Genomic DNA, 16,357 nt, shown 5'->3' on the forward strand with positions numbered 1-16,357 from the left:
GTCAGCGCCGCTCAAAGAGGAGGTCTGCCTGGTCGAGTACCCAGGGCGATGCCGATCTTGGCTCGCGGCCGATACCCGTGAGCACGAAGCCCGCCTCGAGGAGACACGCGACCACAGTGGACGGGTTGGACTGCCCCTCGTAAAGCGGCAGGAAAGATACCTCCACAAGCACCGCGTCGGCCTTTGCGAGCGTCTTGGGCATCCCGGCAAGGACATCCAGTTCGGTGCCCTGGACATCGAGCTTGATGAGCAACGGACCGTCGAGTCGATCCGGCAGAACCTCATCTCCTATGAGGACGTCGACGGTCTCGGTGCCGGTCTCCCGCAAAGCGGTGCGGCTCTGCGCAGCGGTTGCCACCGGCAGCAGCGACGAGCTATCGATCGCCGCCGTGACATGCAGCGTCCGCGTTTCGGAGGTCGCGCCCAGGGCGCCGGCGATCACCTCGACGCGACAGGGCGCCAGCCGATCAGCGACTTCCCGTAGTTGAGCGATCGCGGCCGGCAGCGGCTCAACGCAGACCACCTGTTCGGCCCCGAGGACGTCGGCGGCCCAGATGGCGAACTGGCCGACATTGGCTCCCACGTCGACGACCGAACGGAAGCTACGACCGGCGAAAAGATCAGTGTGCTCCAAGGAAGGGGCGATGCGCTGTCGCAGCAGACCTCGTCTCTTGCGGCGCCGCGCCATCCAGAGCAGTTTGCGCATGCGCAGCGCAATGAAGTCGAAGTCCAGTCGAAAAGCCATATTTGGGTTCGCCGAGCCGGCCGTCACCAGTGCCCTCTAAGACGCCGCACCGACCTCATCCCTCTGCGACTCGTCGTCGTCCACCGTCTCGGCCGGCTTCTTCCTATCCGAACGCAGGAGCACCACACCCAGCGCAGGCATCCGCATCGCCTCGAGCGCGTACTTGGCCTCCTCGATGTCAGCAAGGCGGGTGGACTTGGCCGTGGCGACGAGCAACCCGGCGTCGGCAACCGACGTCAGTGCCACCGCGAGAGGGGTGTGGACTACCGATGGTCCGGCAATCACCGCATACTCGCCACGGCGCAGCGGCAGTGGCGCCTGAGGAAGGCGTCCGGCGAGGAAGTACGCGTCGAGATGCTCGCCGTCGCTTCCCGCGTGTATTTCGGTGACATTGGGGACGTCGGTGGCCGTCACGCACTGGTCCCACTCCACGATGCCGGCCAGGTAATCGGACCATCCGGGGTGGCCGCTGTAGCCGCCGTTGTCAGCCGCGACATCCACCAGAGTCACCCTTTTCCCATAGGAGGCCAACGCCTCGGCCATCCCGCGGGCGATCGTCGACGAATTCGACGCCTCGTCGGCACCGACCACGAGCAGTCGGGTCCCGAGGTGTGGCTCGGCGGTGATGAGGCACTCCAGCGCGATACGGCGGAACTCCTCCGAAGACCCGCTGGACGAGTCGGTCGGACCCGTCACCGTACCGAGATAGGGCAGGCCCGTCGCGGACAGCTGTCCGGCCTTCCGCATCACCGGATCGGTTCGGTCGCGGACAACGGCGAGCAGCATGCCGAGGATGAGCCCGATCAGGCCGGCGATCACCGTGTCGCGCTTCCAATGGCCTTCGGGTCGCACTGTCGGCTCGTCGGTCGTGATCTCGACGGACGTGAGCGCGCCGGTGGCTCCCGGCCGCTCGATCTCTGCCACGTATTCCTGGAACGCCCCCTGAACCGCTTCGACGATCCGCAGGGCGGTGCCGGGATTCGAGGCCTCCGCCGTGACGGTGATCAAGGGCTGGTCCGGTGCCACACGCGTGCCGATCGCATCCTGGATATCGGCCGCACTGATCTCGCCGTCGAGTTTGCGGGAGGCCCGCATCGCGACCTCAGGCCCCTTGAGAAGTTCCGAGTAGCTCGGCGCCCGCAATTGCGCGACCCGCTCGCCGGCGTACGCGTCAACCGCGGTACCTGTGCCCCCGCTGGTGGACACGACCACCCGCGTCTGCGCCTGATACTCGAGCGGGCGAAGGAAGTACCAGCCAAGTGACCCGACCAAGAACAGCAGCGTCACGATCGCGACAATGAGCCAGCGCTCGCGAAGAATTCGCCACAGTTCCTGAATCTCCATGTGTCGCCTTTCAGCTGGTGGCCTGCAAACCGCAGATTCGATACCGGCGCCGTCTTTGCTCCGCTTCGATGGGGGACATCGTAGAGCATCGACGGCGGGTGTCAGTTACGCGTTCGGACGTCTTCTAGCAAGCCACAAGTGGGAGGCGCGCGCCGAGCGCCCACCGGACGCCGATCGAGTCAGGGGACGGCGTACGGAGCCCCGTTGAGCGTGATGCCTGTTGCCGTGTAGGTGTCGCGCGGCGCGTCCAGTGTGATCAAGACCGGAAGACCACCGCTCTGCTGGATCGCGATGTCCCTGAAGTTGATGTTGCTGAGCGTTCCGCCGGCCGTCCCAACACCGATGTTGTGATGGGCCTCCGCGGGGGTGTTCACGATGCTCAGTCCGCTGATGTTCACGTCCGCCACGGTCTGGCCGGGCGTGGCGCTGTACACGGTGACCGCACCCAGAGGAATCGGCGAGTAATTGGCACCGGTGATCGTCCCGCCGTTCACTGTGACACCTCGGACTGAGCCGGTGGCGAATTGGGCCTGGGAGCCGATGAACAGACCGGACCCACTGGTGTTCGACACATTGATGTCGTTGAACGAGATCCTTTCGCCTCCCGCGACGACGAGCCCGCGGGCCTGCCTGTTGCTCAGGACCCTGGGCGAATTGACGACGATGTCGTGACACATACCGACCGCGGGCCCGACCGTGTGGGACACCACGGCAATGCCGTCATCTCCGGTCCCCTCGGTTGTGACGTTGTTGAGCTGGCCGTTGTTCGAGCCCGCTGTGAGCTGAATTCCGTCGGCCGCGGTGTCCCGAATGTTCACGTTCTCGATCAGGAAATTGGTGGCGCGCGGCACATACATGCCCGCCGAGGAGCCCCCGACGATGTCGACGCCGCTGACCGTCACGCCGCTGCCCCCGAAGACCAGCATGGTTTGGTTCGTGCCGTCCTGGCGCGGCAAGCCGACTGGCGCGATCAAATCCAGATTGCTCAGCGCGACGTTGTCGCCCTGGATCACCAGGGCGGCCGTGGCCGGATTGGTGGCAACCAGCGCCGCGCCATTCCCGTTGATCTGAACGCCGGACGCCCGGATGTAGAGCATCCCGCCGTGCTGATACGTACCGGGTTCCAGCGTGAGCGTGTCACCGGGCTGCAGCTGATCGAACCTCGCCTGCAGCGCCGCCGTGCTGTCGGCGACCGGGTTGGCCATCGCAGCCGTTCCGCCGCCCACCGAGCCGACGGCCATCGCGCATGCCACCGCGGCCATGACTGACATCAATTTCCTCATCGCGCCCCCAGACCTGAACATCATGCGCATTTGATCGCAATTCGAACCCAATTGTTACATCTTCAGACCGCGGGCGGTGACCGAGTGTGTTCGCCGGCAACGCGGTAGGCCGCCGGCAACTACAGTCGGCGGTGTGAAGCGGTGGGTCAGTACGGGTGTGGTGGTGGCCCTCCTGCTGGCCGCGGCATTGGCCGGTTGCAGTTATCAGGCCTCTAATACCTATGCGTCGGCTGAGGCGTGCCCCGACATCGAGGTGGTGTTCGCCCGCGGCACCAACGAGCCGCCGGGTCCCGGCGCGATCGGGGGGCCGTTCATCGACTCTCTGCGCAAGAAGGTCGGCGGTCGATCCGTCGGTGCGTACGCGGTCGATTACCCGGCCAGCAGCGATTTCACCAAGGCCGCGGACGGAGCCAACGACGCCAGTGCGCATGTTCAGCAGACCGTGGCGAATTGTCCCAACACCCGCATTGTGCTCGGCGGCTTCTCCCAAGGCGCCGCCGTGATCGATCTGATCACCGCCGTATCCGTGCCCATGTACGGGTTCACCGCACCAATGCCACCAGAGGTCGCTGATCATGTCGCCGCGGTGGCCGTGTTCGGCAACCCGGCGATCAAGTGGGCCGGCGGGCCGCTGACCGAACTCAGCCCGCTGTACGGGTCGAAAACCATTGACGTCTGCATTCCCTACGACCCGATCTGCTCCGACGGCGGACTGATCATCGTGCACGGAATGTATCTGATGCTTGGGCTGGTCGAGGGGGCCACCGATTTCGTCGCAGAGCGGCTCTGAGGAGGTGGCGGTCCACCCGTGAGGACATCGGGTCTGCTGGGCGGTGGCCTCGTCGTGGCGCTGATCGTCGCGCTCGCGGGGATCGGGCTCGTCGACGTGCTGACCATCAACGAGCTGCCGAACCACGAACGGGATCGGGTTTTCGCCGACTTCAGCTCGCCGCGACTCGACGTCACCAACGACGGAACTCCACTGACCGTTCTCGACACCGGACGAAACGCGTCGGAATTGGCGGTCGTCGGCAGCGAGTTGACGCACGGACGGCCGGAGCAGAGCAATGCGGCAGGCTATCTCGAAGCCCGGATGACCGCGCCGGTCAGCCGGATCGGGGCTGTCGCCGAGTTCCACTCTGCGAAATCGGGTGCGATCGGGTTGGTGTCCTCATCGGACTCCATCGCCGACGACAGCGGCACCGGGGTGCGAGCACAGCTTCCCAGCAGCGGCATCCTGTTCGCGGCCACCAATCGACGGTGGCACTTCAGCGTGTGGGACTCCGCCGCTCAACGACAACAGGTGCTTCTGCATGGCACGCTGGCGCTGCCCGACGACGGGACGGGACATGCGTTCGAGGTCGTCCGATATGGGGACGTCGTCACGATCCGGCTGCCGGACGGCACGATGCATGCCACGACCGACTCACGCATCGCCCAGTGGACCGGGCCGTGGGCGTATTGGCAGTTGTACGAACTCGACGCCGAAGAGGTGCCCGCCACTCTCACGGCCGTCTGGGGCAGCTGAACGACCGAAAAGCGGGCACGTTGGCAACGGTTCCCGAGCGGGTCGATAGCATCGAGCACCATGACAAGCGTTCACGAGTCGTCGGTCGAACCGTCCGGCGAACACGAGATCGATATTCACACCACCGGGGGCAAGCTCGCCGATCTGCGCAGGCGCGCCGAGGAGACGCTGCACCCGGTCGGTGCGGAGGCGGTGGAGAAGACCCACGCAAAGGGCAAGCTGACCGCCCGGGAACGCATTCTGGCGCTGCTCGACGAGGGCTCCTTCGTCGAACTCGACGCGCTGGCCCGCCACCGCAGCACCAACTTCGGCCTCGAGGCCAACCGGCCGCTCGGTGACGGCGTGGTGACCGGCTACGGCACCATCGATGGCCGTGAGGTGTGCATCTTCAGCCAGGACGCGACGGTCTTCGGCGGCAGCCTCGGCGAGGTGTACGGCGAGAAGATCGTCAAGGTCCAGGAACTCGCGATCAAGACCGGTCGGCCGCTGATCGGCATCAACGACGGCGCCGGTGCCCGCATCCAAGAGGGCGTGGTGTCGCTGGGCCTGTACAGCAACATCTTTCACAACAACATCCTGGCTTCGGGCGTCATCCCGCAGATCTCGTTGATCATGGGTGCCGCGGCGGGCGGACACGTCTACTCCCCCGCGCTCACCGACTTCGTGGTGATGGTCGACCAGACCAGCCAGATGTTCATCACCGGGCCCGATGTCATCAAGACCGTCACCGGCGAAGAGGTGACGATGGAGGAACTCGGCGGCGCGCACACCCACATGGCCAAGTCGGGGTTGGCGCACTATGTGGCCTCCGGTGAGCAGGACGCGTTCGATTACGTTCGCGAGCTGCTGTCGTATCTGCCCTCCAATAATTACGCCGACCCGCCGCGCTACCCCGAGGAAGTGCCGGAGGGCGCGATCGAGGACAACCTCACCGACGAGGACCTCGAACTGGACACCTTGATCCCTGATTCGCCGAACCAGCCCTACGACATGCACGAGGTCATCACCCGGATCCTCGACGAGGACGAGTTCCTCGAGGTGCAGGCCGGCTACGCCCAGAACATCATCGTCGGTTTCGGCCGCATCGAGGGCCGTCCGGTCGGCATCGTCGCCAACCAGCCGACGCAGTTCGCCGGCTGCCTGGACATCAACGCCTCCGAGAAGGCGGCCCGATTCATCCGGACCTGCGACTGCTTCAACGTTCCGATCGTGATGCTGGTGGACGTCCCCGGCTTCCTGCCCGGCACCGACCAGGAGTACAACGGCATCATCCGGCGCGGCGCCAAGCTGCTGTACGCCTACGGCGAGGCGACGGTTGCCAAGATCACCGTCATCACCCGCAAGGCCTACGGCGGCGCGTACTGCGTGATGGGCTCCAAGGAGATGGGCGCCGACGTCAACGTCGCCTGGCCCACCGCGCAGATCGCGGTGATGGGAGCCTCCGGCGCGGTCGGCTTCGTGTACCGCACGAAGCTCAAGGAGGCGGCCAAGAACGGAGAAGACGTCGACGCGCTGCGCCTGCAGTTGCAGCAGGAGTACGAAGACACTCTGGTCAATCCCTACATCGCGGCCGAGCGCGGCTACGTCGACGCGGTCATTCCGCCGTCGCACACCCGCGGCTATGTCGGGACTGCCCTGCGGCTGCTGGAACGCAAGATCACGCAGGTGCCGCCGAAGAAGCACGGGAACATTCCACTGTGAGCGGGGCGAATGATCCGGCCACTGTGAGCGGGGCGAACGATCCAGCCACTGTGAGCGAGCAGCCGACGGACCACGAGGCCCACATCCAGGTGGTCCGTGGTCAGCCGACCACCGAAGAGATGGCCGCACTGATGGCGGTGCTGGCCGCCGCGTCGAGCGTGCCCGCCGAGCCCCGCGAGCAGGAGGAGAACCTCTGGGGTCATCCGGTGGATCGGCTGCGCTATGCGAGCTTCAGCTGGCAGCGGGTGACGCTGGTCGAGCGCACACATATGCGCCGGCGGTGACGCGGGTCGTCCTCGCGTCAGCGTCACCCGGTCGCCGGAAGGTGTTGCGGCAGGCCGGCATCGACCCGCTGGTCATCGTCTCCGGGCTCGATGAGGAGGCGGTTGTCGCCGGTCTCGACCCGTCGGCCACCCCGGCCGAGGTCACGGTGGCGCTCGCCATCGCCAAGGCCGACGTCGTCGTAGCAGACCTCGACCCGCAGGTCGCCGCGGATTGCGTGGTCATCGGCTGCGATTCCATGCTCTACCGAGACGGTGCACTCGTCGGTAAACCGCCGACCCCGGCAGCGGCACTGGCCGGCTGGCAACAGATGGCCGGCGGGTCGGGGCAGCTGCACACCGGCCACTGCGTTATCCGGTTGCAGGACAACACAATCACATCTCGTGCAAGCGAATCGATCTACACCACAGTCCGTTTCGGAAAGCCGTCACCGACAGATCTGAACGCATACGTCGACAGCGGCGAGCCGACGGCGGTGGCGGGGGGCTTCACGCTTGACGGACTGGGCGGCTGGTTCGTCGACGGCGTTGACGGAGACCCTTCGTCGGTGATCGGCATCGGTCTTCCGTTGCTGCGCCGCCTGTTCGAGCGGGCGGGCTTGTTGATTGCGGACCTCTGGGCGGCCAATCCCGTCAACGGTTGAGCGCGAGTCACGTTGGCCGACATGCGCGACAAGACTTGACGTCCGTCAGGCTGTGAGGCCGCCGTCTGCGACGAATGTCTGGCCGGTGATGTATGAGTTGTCCTCGCTTGCCAGGAACATCACCAGGCGCGCGATGTCCTCCGGTTCACCCAACCGTCCGGCCGGGGTGCGACGGACGATCTGCTCCAGCTGCTCCTCATCGAGTCCATGCGACATTTCGGTACGCAGGTACCCGGGAGCGACCGAGTTGACGAAAATGCCCCGAGATCCGAGCTCGCGCGCCAGCGCACGAGTCAACCCGTCGATCGCGGCCTTCGTCGCGCTGTAAACCGCGAGACCTCGATAGCCGGACAAGCCCACAATTGAGGAGATCGAGACGATGTGACCGCTGCCCTGGGCGAGCATGCGTCGACTCACCAGGCGAGTCATCTCGAGGGTGCCCTTCACGTTGAGGTCGACGACAGCGTCGACATCGGCGGCACGAGCGGTGGCGATGACTCCGTCACGAGCGACTCCGGCGTTGTTGACCAGGACATCGATGCGCCCCCACCGCTCGACAACGGCTCGGACGAATGCGGCGTCGTCGCCGCGGTCGCTGACGTCGGCTTCACAGAAGAGCAGCCGATCCCCGATCTCGACGTCGGAAAGCCATCGGTCGACCTGGTCGGTGCGGGTGCGGGCGCAGGTCGCGACTCGATCACCCGCGTCCAGGTAGGCCTGGACGATCCCAGCGCCGAGACCGCGGCTTCCACCGGTGACGATGACGACGCGACCGTCCGTGGTGGTCATGATGCACCTCTCGCGATCTTGTTTCCGGTGGTGACCAAACCGTCGACCGCCTTTATGCTGCGTGGTCGCCAACTGGGAGGTAGGTCGTCGCAAGCGGCTCGGATCGCCGCTATCACCGTCTCGGGGTCGTACCCGTCCGCGACAACCACTTCTGCGGCGACCACCGCACCGACCACCGGGTTGGGGCGCCCGCTGACCCGCACCACGACGACACCGTCGACTGAGGCGATGCGTTCCTCGATCGGCACCGGGTGCACTTTGACGCCGCCCACGTTGATGACCTCAGATGTACGTCCACGAAACTGAAGTCGGCCGTCGATGATCTCCACGATGTCGCCCGTCGGGCGCCAGTCTGCCCAATCCAGATCTTCCTCGGCGGCACCCGAACCGGCATCACGATAGCCCAGCATCGACGACATCGACCTGACCCACAGCTCGCCGTTCCGCACTTCGAACTGGATGTGATCGCGAGCGGTCAGGAGCTGCTCGGGGATGCCGGGAAGGCCGTCCTTGACCGTGATTGCCGCGCCGAACTCGGTCGCGGCGTAGACCTGAGAGATGTGGGCGGCCGGAAAGCGGTCTCGGAGATCTGCCAGCACCGCTGCCGGGACGGGCTCGCCGCTCAGGGTGATCTGGGTGAGCGGCGGCAGCGCGGCGCCGACTAGCTCGAGGAGTGCGAACCTCCAAAAGGTGGGCGTACCGCTGGCATGCGTGATGGACCACCGCGTAAGCAGGGGGCCGGCGTGCCGCGGCTGGAACGAGTCGGGAATGTGGAGCGTCGCCCCGGCGGCGAAAACGTGGAGAATGACCTGAAGACCGCCGAATTGGTTCAGCCCATAGCTGAGGAACCATCGCTGCTCGGGTGTCGGACGAGTCGCTTCCACCGGTGCGACCAGGCGGCTCCACAGATGACGGGCCGCCCGGGGAGCACCGCTGCTGGTACCCGACGTGAGGACCAGGACGGACCCGTCCGCTGCGGGTTCGCCGGGTTCATCGCCGGCCGTGGCCTTCGCAACCACTGCCGACGTCGCCAGGACGCGCGAGGTCTCGAGCGCACGCGACGTCACGATCGTCGTGCTTCCCAGCCGCTCGGCGGTCGACAACACGGTCTCGTCCGTCGCCGCCCGGGGCAGCACGCAGACCTCGATTCCCGCATACGCACAACCGACCAGCACGATGAGGCTCCTGACCGGATCGTCCTCCGCCAGAGCAACACGTTCGGCATCCGAAGAGCGGAGTTGTGTCGCCACATCGCGCGCCTCCGCCAGGAGCTGTCCATAGGTCAGCGAGCGCGATTCACCGACTACTGCGAGGTGATCGGGGGTTCGCTGGGCCGACCGCTGAACGAGACCGATCATGCAGAGGTGGCATAGAAGTCGAGCACCTCACCGACCACGGTGATCTCGCGACCTTCGCTGAAGGGATCACTGCCAAGAGCATCCTCAAGTAGGACCGACAGCTCGGCGACCTCGAGCGAGTCCAGTCCGAGCCCCTCTCCGTAGAGCGATGTCGAGGCGTCGAACTCCGCCTCCTTCTTGATTCGCACGAGGAAACGGCGGATGGTCTCGTCGGCCAGACTGCGGGTATCGGACATTCAGGCTCCAGTTACGTGGTGGGTGGGACCGAGTAGAAAGTTATTACAGCGAGGTGGCACGGGATAGCGGCGACGCTGCCGAGAGCAAGGCGTACCCGAGGGTCTGCTCCTGCCACAGCGCCTCGAGCACATCCAGCGACCGGGCGAACTCATCGACGCCCTGCTCGCCGAGCGCCGTCGTGACTGCATCGACGTGGACTTGGAGGTTCTCGCGCCACCGGGCGAACGTCGGGAAGGTGGCTTCGGAGAGGTCGAGGACGTGGTCGACCTCGAGACCGTGGGCACGAGCCGCCGACGTGTAGGACTCGATCGAGTCCATCCGCGCCGAGCCGAAAACCGCGCGGAGCAAGGCGAACTCGTGACGTCGACGGCGCAGCTCGGAGAATTCGATCTCACGAAGCCGCACGATGTCGCACATGACGAACCGGCCACCGGGGCGCAGCACCCGCGCCGCCTCGGACACGAACGCATCGCGGTCGGGCATCAGGTGGGAGGATTCGAGCGCCCAGACACGATCGAATGTGTTGTCGGGGAGGCCGTTGGCCGTCGCGTCGCGGAGCTCGAACGTCGCGGTGCCGATTCCCCTGGACCGCGCGCGGGCCCTGGACTCGTCGATGCCGACCTGGCTCGTCGTGATGCCGAGCACGTCGACGCCGTAGTCCTCGGCCAGGCGGCACGCCTGCGTGCCGGAGCCACAACCGACGTCGAGCAACCGCAGGCCCGGCTCGAGGTCGGCCTGCTCGATCATCAAATCGGTCAGCCGTGCGGTCGCAGGCTCCAGCGGAGTGTCGGCGCTGTCGAAGACGCCGTAGTGCAGCTCGGCACCGAGGAGGAGCCCCCACGCCCGGGTGACGCGGTCGTAGTGGGTCGCCGGGTCGTAAGCGACGTCGGTGTCGTCAGTGGACACGTGCTGCGCTCCTGGGTTCATTCGAGGACGCGGGGAGAAGTCCGAACAAAGTAGCCGAGGTCCTCTGGCAGTTGGCGGACCGCCTCCGCGGGATTGCCGCGGTAGAAAGTGAATTCCTTGGTCAATGGCGTATTCACCACCGAACCGGCCGAGACAATGGACCGCGGAGCGACCGAAGTGCCGGTCAAGATGAGAACGTTGCTCAAGACTGCGGACCGTTCACCGATCGTCACCGGGGCGCAACGCATGCGATTCCGGATCAGATCGGCGCTGTGAGTCAAGATCACTGACCGGTAACCGCCCATCGTGGCGAACTCGCCGAACGTCACGGTGTCCGAGCAGTCGATGATGTTTCGCCCACCAATCGCCACACCCCGGCCCATCACGAGCGCCGGGTGGCGCTTCGGTGAGTATCTGAAGGCTCCACTGCTGACCGGCGGGCCAGAGATCCAATTGAGATAGCTGATGATCGATCCATCGCCCATGGTCAGTTCATCGATGCCCTTGATCACGTTGCCCGAGCCGATAGTGGCGCCTGCACCGATCGTGACCCGACGGGCCGCGATGATGCTGTGCCCGAGATGAGCCGTCGGATGGACCTTCCAGCCGAGTAGTAGAGTGCCCCCGAGCCGATGCAGCCGACTGGGGAGCAGGGCAAGCACCGCTGCGACGAGCAAACGGACCTTCATAGGACGGCATCGTACAGTGGCGGTTCCTGCCGCACCAAGCCAGCCGAGACCGAGCTCGACGCACCAATGACATCCAAGTAGCAGACGGATTGGGGCGCTGAAATCACGATGTTTCTGAGTACCACGGCCGCTTGGTATTCGACGATCGAGCATCCACGTCCCCGCCCGCCGCAGCAGAAAGTCGAACATCAGCCGGTGGGTGTGGCCCGCACGGCCGGGGCCGAACGGGCCACGAGAGCAGGCCGATCACCCGACGGTGCCGCGGCATAAACAGAACGGCGAGCAAAGTCATGAACCCGCGGAGTGGGCACTTTGATCGTGTTGTTTCCGGCGGGCGCTAAGTCACTTCCACCACATTGCGGACATCAGTAGGTCGCCCGCGATGCCGCAGCGGCTGCGTAGCCTGTTCGTCACAACCGAACGCCGCGAGATAGAAACGCTCCCGCTGGGTAGGCTTTGCGGTGTGCCGCTGCCTGCCGATCCCGATCCCGCCCTGCAGTCGTATGCCCACCCCGAACGGCTGGTGACCGCCGACTGGTTGTCGGCCAACCTGGGACGCCCCGGGCTGGCCATCGTCGAGTCCGACGAGGACGTGCTGCTCTACGACACCGGCCACATTCCCGGCGCGGTCAAGATCGACTGGCACACCGACCTCAACGACGCGTGCGTCCGCGACTACATCACCGGCGAGCAGTTCGCCGAACTGATGAACCGCAAGGGCATCGCACGCGACGACACCGTCGTGATCTACGGCGACAAGAGCAACTGGTGGGCGGCCTACGCACTGTGGGTGTTCACCCTGTTCGGCCACCCCGACGTGCGCCTGCTCAACGGCGGGCGTGACCTGTGGATCTCCGACGGCCGCGAGACCACCCTCGACGTGCCGACCCGCCAGAGCACCGGCTACCCCGTCGTCGAGCGCGACGACGCGCCGATCCGGGCCTTCAAGGACGACGTGCTCGGCGTGCTGGGCTCGCAGCCCCTCATCGACGTGCGCTCGCCTCAGGAGTACACCGGTGAGCGCACCCACATGCCGGACTACCCGGAAGAGGGCGCACTGCGCGGTGGGCACGTGCCCACCGCCCGGTCCATTCCCTGGGCCAAGGCCGCCGATGACAGCGGCCGGTTCCGCAGCCGCGCCGAACTCGACGAGCTGTACGGCTTCCTGACCCCCGACGACAACACGATCGTGTACTGCCGCATCGGTGAGCGCTCCAGCCACACGTGGTTCGTGCTGACCCACCTGCTGGGCCTGCCGGGGGTGCGCAACTATGACGGCTCCTGGACCGAATGGGGCAACGCAGTGCGCGTCCCCGTCGCCGTCGGGGAAGAGCCGGGCGAAGCGCCGTGATGCCGGCCGCCCTGGCCGAGGTGGTCTCCGACTTCAAGGAGGTCCACGGGCAGGACAAGCTCCAGTTGCTGCTGGAGTTCGCCAACGACCTGCCGCCGTTGCCCGCCGACCTCGAAGAGGCCGCGATGGAGCCGGTGCCCGAGTGCCAGTCGCCGCTGTTCCTGCACGTCGACGCCGACGACCGCGAGCACGTCCGGCTCCACTTCAGCGCGCCCGCCGAGGCGCCGACGACGCGCGGATTCGCCGCAATCCTGGCCGCCGGGCTCGATGACCATCCGGCCGACGAGATCCTGGCGGTGCCCGACGACTTCTATGCCGAGTTGGGCCTGGCCGCGCTCATCAGCCCGCTGCGGCTGCGCGGTATGTCGGCGATGCTCGCCCGCATCAAGAAACGGCTGCGCTGAGCCCATGCGGGGGTTACCCGCGGGTAAGGGACCGGCTCGCCGAGACCTCACCTGCGCCGCATAAACTGCCCTCCGATACATTTCCTAAAGACGATTCTTAGAGAACATGCCGTCAGGAGGCGCAGTGGCAAGTCACGCCAGCTCAAAGATCTCCAAGGTGTTGGTCGCCAACCGCGGGGAGATCGCCGTCCGGGTGATCAGGGCCGCCAAGGACGCCGGGCTGGCCAGCGTGGCCGTCTACGCCGAACCGGACGCCGACGCGCCGCACGTACGGCTCGCCGACGAGGCGTTCGCCCTCGGCGGCCAGACCTCGGCGGAGTCCTATCTGGTCTTCGAGAAGCTGCTCGACGCGGCGGAGAAGTCCGGCGCCAACGCGGTGCACCCGGGTTACGGGTTCCTGAGCGAGAACGCCGATTTCGCCCAGGCGGTCCTCGACGCCGGCCTGATCTGGATCGGCCCCAGCCCGCAGTCGATCCGCGACCTCGGTGACAAGGTGACCGCCCGCCACATCGCCGCGCGAGCCCAGGCGCCGCTGGTGCCCGGCACCCCGGACCCGGTCAAGGACGCCGACGAGGTCGTCGCGTTCGCCAAGGAATACGGCGTCCCGGTGGCCATCAAGGCGGCGTTCGGCGGCGGCGGCCGCGGCATGAAGGTGGCCCGCACCATCGAGGAGATTCCCGACCTGTACGACTCGGCGGTCCGCGAGGCGGTCGCGGCGTTCGGCCGCGGTGAGTGCTTCGTCGAGCGCTACCTCGACAAGCCGCGCCACGTCGAGGCGCAGGTGATCGCCGACAAGCACGGCAACGTCGTCGTCGCCGGCACCCGCGACTGCTCGCTGCAGCGCCGCTTCCAGAAGCTGGTCGAGGAGGCGCCCGCGCCGTTCCTCACCGACGCACAGCGCAAGGAGATCCACGAGTCGGCCAAGCGGATCTGCAAGGAGTCCGGCTACTACGGCGCGGGCACCGTCGAGTACCTCGTCGGCCAGGACGGACTGATCTCGTTCCTCGAGGTCAACACCCGCCTGCAGGTCGAGCACCCGGTGACCGAGGAGACCTCCGGTCTGGACCTGGTGCGTCAGCAGTTCCGCATCGCCAACGGCGATCCGCTCGACATCACCGAGGACCCGACGCCGCGCGGCCATTCGATCGAGTTCCGCATCAACGGCGAGGACGCCGGCCGCGGGTTCCTGCCCGCCCCCGGCCCGGTCACCAGGTTCGAGGCGCCGCAAGGCCCCGGCATCCGGTTGGACTCCGGGGTGGAGTCCGGTTCGGTGATCGGCGGCCAGTTCGACTCGATGCTGGCCAAGCTGATCGTCACGGGCGCCACCCGTCAGGAGGCCCTGGAGCGGTCACGCCGCGCGCTCGACGAGTTCCACGTCGAGGGCCTGGCCACCGTCATCCCGTTCCACCGCGCCGTCGTGTCCGACCCGGCGTTCATCGGCGACGACAACGGCTTCACCGTGCACACCCGCTGGATCGAGACGGAGTGGGACAACACTGTCGAGCCGTTCACCGGCGGTGACCCGATCGAGGAGGAGGACACCGTCCCGCGGCAGACCGTTGTGGTCGAGGTCGGCGGTCGCCGTCTGGAGGTGTCGCTGCCCGGCGATCTCGCGCTCGGCGGCGGGGGTGTTGGTGGCGGCGGCTCCGGTTCCAATGTCGTGCGAAAGAAGCCCAAGCCGCGTAAGCGCGGGTCGCACGGCGGGGCGGCAGCCTCGGGCGACGCCGTCACCGCGCCCATGCAGGGCACCGTCGTCAAGGTGGCCGTCGAGGAGGGCCAGCAGGTCTCGGCCGGCGACCTGGTCGTCGTGCTCGAGGCGATGAAGATGGAGAACCCGGTCACCGCGCACAAGGACGGCACCATCACCGGCCTGGCCGTCGAACCCGGCGCCGCCATCACACAGGGCACGGTCCTGGCCGAGATCAAGTAGCCCGATCCTCGGCGAGGACTGGCGGTCGTGGAACCCGTCGAGATCAACGCCGGCGCCTGGTATCTGCGTGCCCCGCGGGCCGACGAGAAGATGGACGACCGCCCGGCGCTGACGGCGATGGGCGAGACCGACCCGGAATACGTTTCCGGCTGCACCGCCGGCTGGGCATCCGACACGGTCTACAGCTGGGCGGTGTGCGAACCGACCACCGGCGAGATGGTCGCCGAGGTGACGCTGAACCGACGAAACGGGATGCTGCACAGCCGCGCCCGCGAGGGCCACGCCGACGCCGCGGCGAGTGCCGAAGCCGCCGCTCGCCGGTTCGCCGACGCGATGCTCACCTGAGGTCGATGTCGCGGCCGCTGGCGAGGTCGGCGCAGTCGACGGCGACGACATCGCCGCGCGCCGCGAGGAACGACCGGGCGCCCTCGTCGCCGTGCAGGCTCCGCAACAAAGCAGGCCAGTGTCGGCGGGCGATGACCACCGGGTGCCCGGGCGCGTCACCGTAGCGGGCGCGCGCCAGGCCCGACGGCGCCTCGCAGGCCGCCGCGATCACCCGCCGCACCACCGACCCGCCGACGTCCGGGGTGTCCACGGTGTGCACCACCGCGTAGTCGGCGTCCACCGCCGACAGACCGGCTCGCAGCGAGGCGGACAACCCGTTCGACCAGTCACGGGCGACGACGGCGCGCGCGGGCGGCGGCACTTCGACCAGCGCCGCGCCCAGCACCACCACCACGTCGCCGCATCCGCCGGAGTGCATCGCGGCGATCGCCGCGTGCAGCCAGTCACCCTGAGCGGCAAGCACTTTCGGCTTCCCGAATCGAGAGCCCGCCCCGGCGGCGAGAATCACACCGGCGACGGTCGCGGACATGCCACCCAGTGTGCGCCGTAGACCGGGTTTCGACAAATTTGTCATATCCACAGGTTCACCACGCCGAGTCGTCGATGACCGGTGCCAGCGCTCTGACCTGCGGTTATTACGGGATAGGCTTAACGATTGTCAGCCTGGCCTGATGGGGCGTAGGGTCGATTCAGGTTGAGTTCAACAGCCGCTTGGAAGCGTCATCGACGCGCAGAGGAACTCCCACCCCCCTGTAGCGAAGGCTTTGAAACCGCAGGGCCCGAAAATCTTGACGTGAGCCACAGTACGAATCCCGCATTCAA

At 66.7% G+C, this 16,357-nt stretch carries 19 protein-coding genes; 10 read left to right on the plus strand and 9 right to left on the minus strand.

Annotated features, from left to right (window positions below):
• Nucleotide 1: 1 nt before the first annotated feature.
• The 3 genes from K3G64_RS02710 to K3G64_RS02720 all read right to left on the minus strand — a co-directional run bounded on the left by K3G64_RS02710 (nucleotide 2) and on the right by K3G64_RS02720 (nucleotide 3,186).
• Nucleotides 2-772: an FkbM family methyltransferase gene (locus tag K3G64_RS02710; RefSeq protein ID WP_238888813.1), complete on the minus strand. Its 771-nt coding sequence runs from the start codon at nucleotides 770-772 to the stop codon at nucleotides 2-4.
• A 9-nt stretch (nucleotides 773-781) separates the two neighbouring features.
• Nucleotides 782-2,089 (minus strand): Wzz/FepE/Etk N-terminal domain-containing protein, encoded by a 1,308-nt coding sequence (locus K3G64_RS02715; RefSeq protein ID WP_238888815.1) that lies wholly within the window; start codon nucleotides 2,087-2,089, stop codon nucleotides 782-784.
• 179 nt (nucleotides 2,090-2,268) lie between these two features.
• Nucleotides 2,269-3,186, minus strand: a complete 918-nt coding sequence (locus K3G64_RS02720) for a right-handed parallel beta-helix repeat-containing protein (RefSeq protein ID WP_370647071.1) — start codon at nucleotides 3,184-3,186, stop codon at nucleotides 2,269-2,271.
• Nucleotides 3,187-3,268: 82 nt separating this feature from the next.
• Between K3G64_RS02720 and K3G64_RS02725 the strand changes: the two genes are divergently transcribed.
• From K3G64_RS02725 to K3G64_RS02750, 6 genes are all read left to right on the plus strand, one after another.
• Nucleotides 3,269-3,406: a hypothetical protein gene (locus tag K3G64_RS02725; RefSeq protein ID WP_238951051.1), complete on the plus strand. Its 138-nt coding sequence runs from the start codon at nucleotides 3,269-3,271 to the stop codon at nucleotides 3,404-3,406.
• Between the two features lie 99 nt (nucleotides 3,407-3,505).
• Nucleotides 3,506-4,162: a cutinase family protein gene (locus K3G64_RS02730; RefSeq protein WP_370647072.1), complete on the plus strand. Its 657-nt coding sequence runs from the start codon at nucleotides 3,506-3,508 to the stop codon at nucleotides 4,160-4,162.
• Nucleotides 4,163-4,180: 18 nt separating this feature from the next.
• On the plus strand, nucleotides 4,181-4,900 hold the full coding sequence (locus K3G64_RS02735) for a hypothetical protein (protein WP_238888817.1): 720 nt from the start codon (nucleotides 4,181-4,183) through the stop codon (nucleotides 4,898-4,900).
• A gap of 60 nt (nucleotides 4,901-4,960) precedes the next feature.
• Nucleotides 4,961-6,601 carry an acyl-CoA carboxylase subunit beta gene (locus K3G64_RS02740; protein ID WP_238888819.1) on the plus strand — a complete coding sequence of 547 codons (1,641 nt, stop codon included), beginning with the start codon at nucleotides 4,961-4,963 and terminating at the stop codon, nucleotides 6,599-6,601.
• Entirely contained in the window at nucleotides 6,598-6,885 is a 288-nt protein-coding gene (locus K3G64_RS02745) for an acyl-CoA carboxylase epsilon subunit (RefSeq protein ID WP_370647073.1), read from the plus strand. The genes K3G64_RS02740 and K3G64_RS02745 overlap by 4 nt, the downstream gene beginning before the upstream one ends.
• Nucleotides 6,882-7,526 (plus strand): Maf family protein, encoded by a 645-nt coding sequence (locus K3G64_RS02750; protein ID WP_238888820.1) that lies wholly within the window; start codon nucleotides 6,882-6,884, stop codon nucleotides 7,524-7,526. Before K3G64_RS02745 ends, K3G64_RS02750 begins: the two co-directional genes overlap by 4 nt.
• Before the next feature lie 45 nt (nucleotides 7,527-7,571).
• On the opposite strand, the gene K3G64_RS02755 is transcribed toward K3G64_RS02750, so the two are convergent.
• From K3G64_RS02755 to K3G64_RS02775, 5 genes are read right to left on the minus strand one after another with little or no spacing between them, the layout of a single operon-like run.
• Nucleotides 7,572-8,315 carry an SDR family NAD(P)-dependent oxidoreductase gene (locus K3G64_RS02755; protein WP_238888822.1) on the minus strand — a complete coding sequence of 248 codons (744 nt, stop codon included), beginning with the start codon at nucleotides 8,313-8,315 and terminating at the stop codon, nucleotides 7,572-7,574.
• The gene (locus K3G64_RS02760) at nucleotides 8,312-9,673 is read right to left on the minus strand and encodes a class I adenylate-forming enzyme family protein (protein WP_238888824.1); all 1,362 of its coding nucleotides are present in this window, start codon (nucleotides 9,671-9,673) and stop codon (nucleotides 8,312-8,314) included. Before K3G64_RS02760 ends, K3G64_RS02755 begins: the two co-directional genes overlap by 4 nt.
• Nucleotides 9,670-9,909 (minus strand): phosphopantetheine-binding protein, encoded by a 240-nt coding sequence (locus K3G64_RS02765; protein WP_238888826.1) that lies wholly within the window; start codon nucleotides 9,907-9,909, stop codon nucleotides 9,670-9,672. The genes K3G64_RS02760 and K3G64_RS02765 overlap by 4 nt, the downstream gene beginning before the upstream one ends.
• 43 nt (nucleotides 9,910-9,952) lie before the next feature.
• On the minus strand, nucleotides 9,953-10,816 hold the full coding sequence (locus K3G64_RS02770) for an SAM-dependent methyltransferase (protein ID WP_238888828.1): 864 nt from the start codon (nucleotides 10,814-10,816) through the stop codon (nucleotides 9,953-9,955).
• Nucleotides 10,817-10,833: 17 nt separating this feature from the next.
• Nucleotides 10,834-11,493 (minus strand): acyltransferase, encoded by a 660-nt coding sequence (locus K3G64_RS02775; RefSeq protein WP_238888829.1) that lies wholly within the window; start codon nucleotides 11,491-11,493, stop codon nucleotides 10,834-10,836.
• A gap of 475 nt (nucleotides 11,494-11,968) precedes the next feature.
• On the opposite strand from K3G64_RS02775, the gene K3G64_RS02780 reads away from it, so the two are divergent.
• The 4 genes from K3G64_RS02780 to K3G64_RS02795 all read left to right on the plus strand — a co-directional run bounded on the left by K3G64_RS02780 (nucleotide 11,969) and on the right by K3G64_RS02795 (nucleotide 15,535).
• Complete coding sequence (locus tag K3G64_RS02780) at nucleotides 11,969-12,856, plus strand: sulfurtransferase (RefSeq protein WP_238888831.1); 888 nt, start codon at nucleotides 11,969-11,971, stop codon at nucleotides 12,854-12,856.
• On the plus strand, nucleotides 12,796-13,260 hold the full coding sequence (locus K3G64_RS02785; protein WP_238888834.1) for a SufE family protein: 465 nt from the start codon (nucleotides 12,796-12,798) through the stop codon (nucleotides 13,258-13,260). The genes K3G64_RS02780 and K3G64_RS02785 overlap by 61 nt, the downstream gene beginning before the upstream one ends.
• A 124-nt stretch (nucleotides 13,261-13,384) precedes the next feature.
• Complete coding sequence (locus tag K3G64_RS02790; protein WP_238888836.1) at nucleotides 13,385-15,190, plus strand: acetyl-CoA carboxylase biotin carboxylase subunit; 1,806 nt, start codon at nucleotides 13,385-13,387, stop codon at nucleotides 15,188-15,190.
• Between the two features lie 27 nt (nucleotides 15,191-15,217).
• Complete coding sequence (locus K3G64_RS02795; RefSeq protein ID WP_238888838.1) at nucleotides 15,218-15,535, plus strand: hypothetical protein; 318 nt, start codon at nucleotides 15,218-15,220, stop codon at nucleotides 15,533-15,535.
• Here K3G64_RS02795 and K3G64_RS02800 read toward each other — a convergent pair.
• The gene (locus tag K3G64_RS02800; protein ID WP_238888839.1) at nucleotides 15,528-16,064 is read right to left on the minus strand and encodes a nucleotidyltransferase family protein; all 537 of its coding nucleotides are present in this window, start codon (nucleotides 16,062-16,064) and stop codon (nucleotides 15,528-15,530) included. The two genes, K3G64_RS02795 and K3G64_RS02800, sit on opposite strands and share 8 nt — an antisense overlap.
• Between the last annotated feature and the right edge of the window lie 293 nt (nucleotides 16,065-16,357).

The organism is Mycobacterium sp. IDR2000157661 (genome assembly GCF_022317005.1).
Lineage (GTDB): Bacteria > Actinomycetota > Actinomycetes > Mycobacteriales > Mycobacteriaceae > Mycobacterium.

Excerpts from the sequence above, each read along its gene's own strand:
- K3G64_RS02760 (WP_238888824.1), bottom strand. The coding sequence starts at position 9,673 with ATGATCGGTCTCGTTCAGCGGTCGGCCCAGCGAACCCCCGATCACCTC.
- K3G64_RS02800 (WP_238888839.1), bottom strand. The coding sequence starts at position 16,064 with ATGTCCGCGACCGTCGCCGGTGTGATTCTCGCCGCCGGGGCGGGCTCT.
- K3G64_RS02720 (WP_370647071.1), bottom strand. The coding sequence starts at position 3,186 with ATGCTCTACATCCGGGCGTCCGGCGTTCAGATCAACGGGAATGGCGCG.
- K3G64_RS02755 (WP_238888822.1), bottom strand. The coding sequence starts at position 8,315 with ATGACCACCACGGACGGTCGCGTCGTCATCGTCACCGGTGGAAGCCGC.
- K3G64_RS02765 (WP_238888826.1), bottom strand. The coding sequence starts at position 9,909 with ATGTCCGATACCCGCAGTCTGGCCGACGAGACCATCCGCCGTTTCCTC.
- K3G64_RS02715 (WP_238888815.1), bottom strand. The coding sequence starts at position 2,089 with ATGGAGATTCAGGAACTGTGGCGAATTCTTCGCGAGCGCTGGCTCATT.
- K3G64_RS02785 (WP_238888834.1), top strand. The coding sequence starts at position 12,796 with ATGGGGCAACGCAGTGCGCGTCCCCGTCGCCGTCGGGGAAGAGCCGGG.
- K3G64_RS02740 (WP_238888819.1), top strand. The coding sequence starts at position 4,961 with ATGACAAGCGTTCACGAGTCGTCGGTCGAACCGTCCGGCGAACACGAG.